A 9,869-nucleotide genomic window follows, 5' to 3' on the forward strand; every position below is an offset into this window, starting at 1 on the left:
CTACCACCTGTTGTTTTTGTCGTCACGCGCCAGCGCACTTTCGACCGCAAGCTCTTCGGCTGCGGTAAGACTAAGCTGACCCCGGTCATTGGCTTGAAGAAGCCGATGCAGCCAACGGCGGCCGCCGGTAATCTGCACCATTGACTGGGCTAGCTCGATAACTGTTTCCCCGTCCTTTGCACATCGAAAAAAACGCTCATCAGGGTGGCCGACGTATTCATAGTGACGGCACATATTTGCACGAAGTCTTTCGGCAGCGTCAGAATCGATTTTGTACGATAACGATTGGTATTCCCTCAAAACAGTAGCTCGAACCTCGGCCTCTTTGCGGCCGTGGATGGTTTGGACAACGTTGTGCAACCCTTGGAACGAAATCTCGTAGAGAGGTGCGGCCTCTCTCAGATTTGCGTGAGAGGCGCTTTTGAATATTGCCAACAGGGAGTAGGGCTGAAGCCCCGACCAAGTTTCGTGAGCGGTCTTCAAGACGTTGCCCCAAAGGCGGGCGGAAGGCTCCGGATAGTAATGTTCCAGCACGTCGCCTGCGAATGATTCAATAAGTTCGGCGGAAGCGGAGACGTTAGTCATTGCTTCGAACAATTGAAGACGGCCCGACCGAAGCTTTGCAATAGCCTCGGTCATGGCCGTCGTTCCAAGTGATTCAAGCGCATCAATTACGATTGCATTGAGCTTCGCCGGATTTCGTGTCAGCAAGAGCTGAACTGCCTGATATTTCCGTGCCCGCAAAAGCCCTTTAACGACATGACTGGTGTTCCCGCTAGCCTCGAGCGTTCTCAGAATCTCATCGATTGGCAGCGCAGATGCGTTGTTCCAGAAGTGCGGGTCCGCGAACAGTTCCGGTCGACGAACAGCCAAAGCGTACATCGTCGCTGGCGACACGTTTAGCGTGGCAAACGTCTCCGCGGGCGTCGCTTCGAGGAGGTATGTCAAGATTTGCGCGCCAAGAGTTTCGTCTGCGCATCCCATGCACTCGTCGAGCACAAACTGCAAGAGCGCGCCATCAGACTGAGCCATCATCGAGAATTCTTCGATGGTGTTTCGGTCGGGAAAGTCTCTGAGGGTCTTCATCGGTGGCAGGGCACATCGTACGATGTTGTGAAGCCCCGCACCGCTACGCAATGCTTCGTCGGGAAAGATTTGGCCCGTGAGAAGGTCTTTTTTTAGCAACTGACAGTCGCCGGAGCCACCGAAGGCAACGCCAATGAGGGTTGCTGCACCTTGAATGCTCGCTTGGAAATCTGATTGCGTCAGCGCCCTCTTTATTTCGGTCAGAGGAATAATCGCCGTTCTCGGGTTTTGTGCATCGGTGACATACCGAGACAGGAACGCTCGTAAGGTCGAGCGGCGCCCAGACTGTACGTCATCAAGTATTTCGTCGATAGCAACCGTATGCCTTTCAGTATGTGGAGGGCTTTCGATTGCGGTTTCGTCAATCTCGTCAGAAAGAATGAGAGAGAGTGCCGCGTCCGGGAGACTTGTGCCCGCGCTTCCGGACGTACAAAACACAAATTCTCTGCGCAATCGCGGCGGCATTTGATTCCAGACGGCCGCGACCAGCGTCTCGTCCTTCTCGCTTCCGCTTCTGGAGACAAAGGCTGGGACCGAATCGTTCTTGCAATACAGGCCAGAGAGGACGCTATGTAGGCGCCTGTTGTCGTCGTGACCGACGGTGAGGACCTCTGTGTCTCGTCCGACCGCATCGGTCATATCCAACCTCTGCTCGTAGGACCTTAGCGACTCCATTTGTGGGCGGGTCAGCAGGTCGAAAATCTTATTGATGTTTTCAATCTGCGCGACTGTTCCGTAGGGTAGCAAAAGCGAATGCGTCCAGACGCAGCCGGGGCGCCGCATCTCATGGGCCAGCCAAGTACGGGAGACGACATACTTCTTCGCGTTTTTCAGCGGGTATGCGCAGATATAGGATTGCGACGGAGTCAACGACCTAGGCTGCATGTCACTCATGCGCGCCATTGTGGACAACGAAAAGTCGTCCAACTGCAGTGATGCAGCTAACAGCTTGTGGCCGTCACGGTATCCATGAAGCGCCTGGTCAGCGTTAACTGTCTTTTGAAGGTTGAGCTTTAAAGCCATCAGACTGGTCCGGATGGATTTTGCATCAGCCATTTGATTGGCGCGCAAAGGTCATGCGTCAAGGCGCCATGTCCCACGATGCTGACACGTTCGGATGGTTTGATAATCTTCTGAAGCCTTTTCTTGTCCCGCGGCAATGAGCCGCCTTGAGCGCTTATCCCGTACACCCTTACATCCCAATGCGATTCATTGGATTCAAGATATTGCGCGAGCATCGTACGATTCTGGTCAAACCATTCGTCTGGCGTGACAGAATCGTCTACGGTGTCCCAAGCCGACAAGATGATTGCGAGGCGTCTGCGCTTGGCGGGCCGCAGGTCGGTGACGGTCTGAAGCAACTGCACAATCTTCGGCTGCTCCGGCATGTCTTGGGCGGAGAATCGCGGAGCGACCGGTGGTGTTTTTGCATCATTGGTCGGCTTGCCATCCTCAGGCTGGGAGCTAGCGGTTGTTTCGGCCGCTGGTTCAGCCGCTGTTTCGGTTGGCGAAGCTTGAATCAGGTCAGAGACTTCATAGAGCAAGACGTCGTCGAATTTTGTGCTAGTTTTCGTGAATAGCAAAATCCCATTGCAATCCGCGAGCGCATCATGCAGTTCGTTGGGATACAAGCCTGTCACAACTGCGTCCCGTATTGACTCACCGGAAAGGTCCGGAAGTTGAATTAACGCTCGCGTTCCGTCTCGTGCGATGAGATGGAACGACAGCCAGTTTTCTTGCCCGGTCTTGGTTCTGTCAAGTTCCTGAAACGTGAGCCACCTGTCGTGCAAGGCGACCATATGTTTTTGAGCGTCGTCTAGAAACTCGGTCTTGAAGGATGACTCCACGTCATCACTCATCAAGACCTCGCCCAGCGCAGCAATAAACGTCGATTTACCGGAACTCGGCATGCCGAGAATCAATTGGACTTGCTCCACGCGACTAAACCTCCATCAGAAGGTTGTTCAACCGGTCATACATACGACCGACGGCGGGTTTTGGCACTACCATCTGGTAACTCTTTGTCAGATTGCTCGGACTCCACTCGTCGAGCATAGGGAGAATGCCGTCACCCAGTTGGACATCTTGGGTGAGAGGTCTTGCCGCCAGCCGGTGAGCGGTGACGCGAACCTTTTCCTTCAGATAGTCCTTTGCGCTCTCGACAATGAGTTCGAAGCGTTCTTGCGCTCCTGCGTAATCTTCCGAGCCAAGGACCTCATCGTGTTTCGTCAGAGCAATCTGGAGCAACTCCGAGTTCACGAAAGCCTTATTTTCCGATAATGCCCGAATTAGCCTTCTGACTTGGCCGAGATGCTTCGGCCCTTCGTTCATATCCGCCAGTTTCTTACCGTCAACGAGGACAACGTGGCAATTCGCCCGTTCAATCTCTGGATATTGAAGGATGAGAGAAGGCTTATCGATGGCACGCACAAAGTCCTCGCCCGTTCTGTCCGCCAGGAGTAGCTCAACGCTGCAAACAGCCGGCTGCGCAGAGCCTCGAACCAGTTGTAGGTGAAGGAAGGCAGGGGGCTTGCTCACCGGAGTTCTCGGCGTGTCTGGCGTTGTCTGTCCGGAGGAAACGAGCGCAAGATGAGCTCGCTCCTGAAATCCTCGTATGGTGCGAGAACCAGCGAATTTGTAACCGTCGAGCTTCCGACGCTTCGCCATCTCGTACAGCATCACAGCAGCTGTCGTCTTGCCGACATCTGGGCACCCGATAAAGGCAATAACACGGGCGTCGTATCGTCTAAGAAACGCGTCGGCTTCGGTCAGGGTAAATGCGTCACCGTTGTGTACAAGCTTGCCGGAGCCTCGAGACGGAAGGTCCTCCGACACGTCCTCTGACGTATCTTCAACCGGGTCGATTCGAATCCGTCTCGGACATTCGGCGATGGGAAGCCCATCGATGCAACCCGATTCGGCGGGGTTGCATCCATCACGCTCGCAACCAATGGCAGACGTTTCTGTCAGTTGCGTCACGGTAGACCCCGGGCGACCAGGACTTCCCTAAATACCTGAGTTGCCATAGCAATGGGTGAAATCGCCGCCTCGATGTCGAGTGCCAGCTTTCGGGAGAACTGCGCCGCCCAGTCAGCTTCATCGTTACTGTCTGTCGCCAACGCTAAGGCCAAGAGAGCAGGCGTGAGACGACTATACGGAGACGTAGTATCGACTTGGTCGCGTGTTCGCCGCCACTCCAATGGAGTAGCGGTGGCGATGTTTTTGACTGTAAGGAGCTTCTTCAGGTCGGCGACCTTTCTTCCACGCGCAATAGTCATATCGAGCAGCGATGGCGCGGAAATCGGTCCGGCTTTGCGGGTTTCACAAATATCCGCGAGTTCGATGGCCGCGCGAACGACCGTATCCGCGATTGTCTGCTCGCTGTAGGTTCGCCCTGCGCTTTCGCTCCAGCCCGCAATAGCCCACCACTGCGTTTGGACCTGCTCCTCCAGTTGAACTACGTAGTCTCGGAGCGAATTGGTTTGTATCGCTTGGTGCAGGAGCCCTTGCTCAGTGTATTCGACGCTATCCTCAATCGTCTTTTTGACCGCAGCATGTGCCCCAAGCCACTGATTGCTTGCCCCAGCCGTTTCCGCTGGTTTGTACGCGGTAGCGATATCGATTCTTCGCCTGTATGTGGCTCCTGGGGCCGAGGGGCTGACCTGTTGTTCCGCAAGCCGTTTTTGGGCGAACGCCGCCAGCGAAGAGTCGCCCAGACAATCTAGCATGCCGCCAAACGAGGCAGCCTCGATTGCCAGCGATACCCATTTGCTGGTTTCATCATTCTTTGTAATCCGTGCGCGAAGCGTTGCGGCCGCCAACACGCGCACTTCACCATCGACGTCGTCAGGCGCAAAGCCTGGCTCGTCTTCGCGCAACGGCACCAGGAACCAATCGAGAGCCGACGTTGGCGGTGTGATGTTGAACAAAATTGAGAGCAGGGGTAACGCCTGTTCGACCGAGAGGTCCGTTTCTAAGGGGCTTAGTACCGCAGCGCGCCGCTCGACCAAATCTGCGTTTACGGTCATGCCAAGTCTTTTGTATAGCATCCCGAGATGCTGCGTATCAATGGCCATGAGCATTCTCCTCCACAATCAGGTCAAATAGTTTCGACAACAGACCTTTTTCCTTTGCCCGCACTAATGCTCTTTTGATTTTAAGAAAGTCTGGCAAGGTGGCCTCTTCAGGTACTTCGAGACTTAGCGCACGAAACACGTCTCTCTGCCTGTCTCGTTCCATTTCCATGAGAGGATAGAGAACTTGCTGCATGGTCATCGCGTCTAGGCTCGGTACCTCGATTTCCTTCGGCGATGCAGCAGATGACGTAGCCGGAGAGGGCGCCGAAAACGCCACTGTGGCCGACGTAGCCGCAGTCGGTGCGGCAGCACTGGGCTTCTGCTTCCATGGTCGTAACTTCAGTTCAACCTCATGAGCCATATCATGCGCAGTCCCGGCATAAGGTTTGAACATCATTGGGATTTTCGATTGCCATTCGCGGGCATGGATGCGCACCAGCATATACCGTGCGTCCTCGCGAACGTTGACACTAACCTGAATGAGGTTGTACCCTGGTTGCCATTGACCTTCCAGTCGATGCGGATTAACGGCGCCGGCGAAAAGGGTCACAGACCCTTGGGAAGGTACGATTCGCTGGTCGTGTTCGTGGCCATACAACTGAATACGTACCTTATTAGCAAATTCGCTCACCATATCCTCGCCATCAGCCAACCACTTTGGTGGGTGATGCGAAAACGCAAGGTGCTCGACACCGGCCTCGCGCCCGACACTCCATGCTGAGCGTCCAAGGAACAACGTCCCTGCTTTATCATCGCGACCCGAGAGTAAGGCAGAGTTGAGGGCTCGTACGCGAAGGATAGACCCGTCGTTTAGGACAAGGTCTCGTGTCCAAGCGTAGTCGTCCCTTTCTGCATGGAAGCAGCTATCGAAATTCAGCGCGAAGTTGTTATAGTTCTCCAGCGATTCATAAAGGTGCGCTCTCGTATCTGGCAATTTGAGCCGGCGAATTAGTTCGATGTTCCGACGTTCATTGTCTCTTGCGTTCAGAATGGCGGCGTGTGAGTCCTCAATGAAACTCTTTTTCTTGAGGACCTGTCGGTCTACATCGTGATTTCCGGGACAGAGAAAAACGTTTTTTACTGAGCATCCGGTGCGCTCGCAAATCTCCCTGAGCCAGTTGGCCGCGAGTTCGAATTCCTCTCGACGACCGCCGTAGGCGATATCTCCAGACACGACCAGCGCGTCAAGACCGCCAAGCTTCTCGGACTGCACCTCGAGGTCCTCAAGGAGCTCGTCGCGCATATGCCGATTCGGGTCATGCCCAATCTGCTCAGGGTCGCACAAAAAGTGAATGTCGGACAGGTGCGCGATATTCAACGGCATGGTCTCTCAGGTTTTGATGTGGGCAGCCGGCAGGGGTGAAGGTGCCGGCGGGACCTTTCTTTACTAATACTTGGCCGCAGTCGGCTATTTTCCCAGCTTTTTCATAAGAGGAAAAGTGGCAGTCAATTAACTTCTCGACTGCACGTTATTTGACTATTAGTTCGGGTTAGACCCCTCCCGTTGCTGGTCATGTTTTGTGATTTCGTAATGTGAAATATTCGGAATGGTTGTTGCAGTTAATCTCGAAGCCTTCACGAGCTTAGAGTTCGCCCATTGCCTGTTCCATCGAGCTGCGATTCATGCAAACGTTTGCGTGCCTTCGTGAACCAAGGCGGGCGCAATGGAAAATCGGTTTTTCATGCGATTTTGACTGGGCGGCAGCGAACTGCCGACAACACATGTGGCGAATCGCAACACGCGGAAGACTTTGTAAAATTTGAGGAATGCATCGCTCGGCTCAGACGGTGCTTCGCCGCTCACTGCCGCAGATTCCGTGAGCATAAAACCGCGCGCCTATATGTCCGGTCACGTCGACTGAAGTCACGTGGCGGCACACTATGGCCAGATGTGGCCGCTTGTGTCCCGATAAATTAAAGACTGAGCACGCATGAGACTTCTTGAACTCGACGACCTTGCTGCGCTTCTTGGGCGTAGCGCAAAGACTATTCGGAAAGATATACGCCGCAATCCGCTTGCCGTTCCGCCGCGGCTTTACATACCTGGCACCCGCCTATTGCGGTGGCGGCAGTGCGACGTAGATGCGTGGCTTGCAGAGCACGTGGTGGGAGGGCGTCAGGAGTGAAGCTGAACGACTTTCGCATGGATGTGAAGGCTGCGCTGACTGAGCCGCCGCCCCATCTCGACTATGTGCTGCCCGGGTTTCTCGCATCGAGTGTCGGTGCCCTGGTTGGACCGGGTGCGGCTGGCAAAACGATGTTGCTGATGCAAACGGCCTGCGACATCGCAGCTGGCGCGCCGGTAAGCGGAGGAATCCTCACGGCGGATTTTTTGGCTGAGGACGGCGCGCCGGTCGTGTTCCTGCTCGCAGAGGAGTCGCGCGCAGTAATGCATCACCGGCTTCAGTCTGCCATTCAAAACGTGCAAAGCATGAAGGAGTTCCAGAACTTCGATGCTTGCCGCGCGCTTGTAGAGCGGTTGAACCGAAACCTGCACATTTACCCGATGGGAGGTGCCGGGCGCCTCGTTCAATGTGGTGTGGGGACGGCGAACGACGAAATGAAGGCCATGGCAGCGACGTGCGAGGACGCACGGCTTGTAATTATTGACCCTCTGCGGCGCTTTCACTCAGGCGAAGAAAACGATGCCGCGCATATGACAGTGGTTGTCGAAGCTTTCGAGCGTCTGGCAACCACGACAGGTGCCGCGGTGATTTTGTCCCACCACACAAACAGAAGCTCTGCGTTGGCGGGGGCGGGCGAACTGGCGTCGGCTTCACGTGGGTCGTCTGCGCTGACCGACGGCGTGCGATGGCAAGCGAACCTTTCGGTCGTGAACGAACAAACCGCTGCACGGTTCGGTATCTCCGAAATCGAACGCCGCTGCCTCGTGCGTCTGGATATTGCAAAGGCAAATTACACTGCTGCCGCAGAACCCACCCTCCTGCGAAGAGACCCCTCGTCAGGGGTGTTGTCGGTTTGGCGGGAACCGCGAGCAAAGCCTCGAGAGCGCTTGCCGCGGCCGCCCCGCACAAAGTCGAACAAACCGGCAGTAGCGCGGAGGCTGCATGCAGAGTGAGCGAATTGTGCGATACGACCCAGCGCTGGCTGCCGCGCCTCTGTTTCAGCCCGTGTGGCGAGGTGACCGTCCGAAGCTGGACCGTAGCTTCATGTTTAACGGAATCGAGTGGCGATGGCGTGGACCAGAGCAGTTGGGGATTGCCGAGCAGACGCTGTTGTTGGTGCTTATGGAACTCGCGGCGGAACAGGCTTCGCGTGCCGAGCCAGTCGATGAAGAGACACGTCAGATTGAGTCGGAGCTTTATAACCTTCGCGAAAATAGGCGCCCGCCAACCGCAGAGCTCAACGTAAGTTTTTATGAGCTCTGCCGGCGACTGGGACGCAACGCCGGAGGAAGCGCAGTGAGCCAGCGACGATGCGAGCTAAAGAGGTTATGTGAGGTCACCGTCTGGTCTCGGCATGACGACGGCACTGAGTTCCAGTCGCGACTTCTCTTCTGGCAAGTAGGCGATAACAAAGGCGTGAGGGTCTTCCTCAACTGGCGCCTGACGGAGGTGCTATTTGGTGGGCAGTACTCTGCTGTATGTCTGAACGAACGGCTTAGTTTGCGCTCGGAATGTGCGAAGGCGTTGCACTGTGCGCTTTCGCTTCGAATTCGAGGAGGTGCCACGATGGCGTTTCACTTTGAGAAGCTTGCGCGATACGTGTGGGATGACGTGGGTACCCGTCTCTCAGCGAAGAGACAACGCGACCGCGCCGCGTCTGAGACGCCCGCTGCCATTGCCATGAGGCGGCGACGCCCAGAGCTCGTTGAAGCAATAGGCGAGATTGGTCAGTTGAGCACTTGGACTGTCAAATCTACAGTGAACGGTGCGGTTCAGGTCAGTCGACGCGCCGCGGGCCGAACAGAAGGTGCATTGCCAAGGCCGCTGTTGCCTCGCCTCTCGACTACGCCCAAGAAGCTTGTCAAGGTTTCTGCTTCTGCCACGAAGCATTCGGACCCTACAGGCGTTTGGCAGATTTTTGCTCGTGCAGCAGCGCAAGGAAAGACTGGCTAGTCGTACGCAATATGACGTGCTTTCGGCGTGACAGGCACGTCATATTGCGAACGAATTCACGTCAAAATGCGACGGTGGGTAAGCTACAAGTCATTGAAAATAAACATGGTTTCGGTAATTTTGTTCCGGGCTCTATTATTCTCTATATATCCAGCAAAAAGACTTCTCTAATTACCGAAAGAGGTTTCGTCGCGCTGAACGCGCAACGGAGCCTCAGTTCGTTGTGCAATTCCGTGAGGTGTCAGAGCAGCACCGACCGCTCATACGCATGCCCTCGCGAACAAGCTCGCGACTCAGGCGCATGTCTGCCGAACACTGCCCGAGTGTTGAGGAGGTTGGGGTTATTCGAAAGAGTCCCATCTACAAACGAGAGGGGCTGAGCTTCTTCTTGCGCAGCAAAGATAAAGTCTTGTCCGTTCCACAAGAACGGTGGCCCTCCGGCTCATCAGCTACAAGCCTCCCGCGCAGCGCCGTGTTGTCCATAGGCCTTGCAATCTATATCGTAAGCGTCATTTGAAGGCCGTATCGACATCGACGTTGAGAGTGTCCAAAGTGATGTCCATCACTTCGAGTAGTGGGGACCACTTTGATGACAGAGACCGGCAGAGCTGGAAGCCGCAAGGGGCGG

8 protein-coding genes are annotated in these 9,869 nt (G+C 55.3%); 2 read left to right on the forward strand and 6 right to left on the reverse strand.

All coding sequences use genetic code 11. The features are described 5' to 3' along the window. The 6 genes from NE850_RS38715 to NE850_RS38740 all read right to left on the reverse strand — a co-directional run bounded on the left by NE850_RS38715 (window position 1) and on the right by NE850_RS38740 (window position 6,966). Window positions 1-2,109, reverse strand: a complete 2,109-nt coding sequence (locus NE850_RS38715) for a hypothetical protein (RefSeq protein ID WP_310700361.1) — start codon at window positions 2,107-2,109, stop codon at window positions 1-3. Then, on the reverse strand, window positions 2,109-3,023 hold the full coding sequence (locus NE850_RS38720; RefSeq protein ID WP_310700362.1) for a hypothetical protein: 915 nt from the start codon (window positions 3,021-3,023) through the stop codon (window positions 2,109-2,111). Before NE850_RS38720 ends, NE850_RS38715 begins: the two co-directional genes overlap by 1 nt. Before the next feature lie 4 nt (window positions 3,024-3,027). Next, entirely contained in the window at window positions 3,028-4,065 is a 1,038-nt protein-coding gene (locus NE850_RS38725; RefSeq protein WP_310700363.1) for a TRAFAC clade GTPase domain-containing protein, read from the reverse strand. Further along, the gene (locus NE850_RS38730; RefSeq protein WP_310700364.1) at window positions 4,062-5,162 is read right to left on the reverse strand and encodes a GTPase-associated system all-helical protein GASH; all 1,101 of its coding nucleotides are present in this window, start codon (window positions 5,160-5,162) and stop codon (window positions 4,062-4,064) included. Before NE850_RS38730 ends, NE850_RS38725 begins: the two co-directional genes overlap by 4 nt. Next, window positions 5,152-6,486, reverse strand: a complete 1,335-nt coding sequence (locus tag NE850_RS38735; protein WP_310700365.1) for a metallophosphoesterase — start codon at window positions 6,484-6,486, stop codon at window positions 5,152-5,154. The genes NE850_RS38730 and NE850_RS38735 overlap by 11 nt, the downstream gene beginning before the upstream one ends. A 297-nt stretch (window positions 6,487-6,783) precedes the next feature. Then, window positions 6,784-6,966, reverse strand: coding sequence for a hypothetical protein (locus NE850_RS38740; protein WP_310700366.1), 183 nt, complete (start codon window positions 6,964-6,966; stop codon window positions 6,784-6,786). Window positions 6,967-7,284: 318 nt separating this feature from the next. On the opposite strand from NE850_RS38740, the gene NE850_RS38745 reads away from it, so the two are divergent. Beyond that, window positions 7,285-8,241 carry a helicase RepA family protein gene (locus NE850_RS38745; protein WP_310700367.1) on the forward strand — a complete coding sequence of 319 codons (957 nt, stop codon included), beginning with the start codon at window positions 7,285-7,287 and terminating at the stop codon, window positions 8,239-8,241. After that, a complete protein-coding gene (repC, locus tag NE850_RS39620) occupies window positions 8,231-9,241 on the forward strand; it encodes a replication protein C, IncQ-type (RefSeq protein ID WP_405044929.1) in 1,011 nt (336 codons plus the stop codon). Before NE850_RS38745 ends, repC begins: the two co-directional genes overlap by 11 nt. The last annotated feature ends 628 nt before the right edge of the window (window positions 9,242-9,869 follow it).

It is taken from the genome of Paraburkholderia sp. USG1 (genome assembly GCF_031570135.1).
In the GTDB taxonomy this organism is placed as follows: Bacteria; Pseudomonadota; Gammaproteobacteria; order Burkholderiales; family Burkholderiaceae; genus Paraburkholderia; species Paraburkholderia dioscoreae.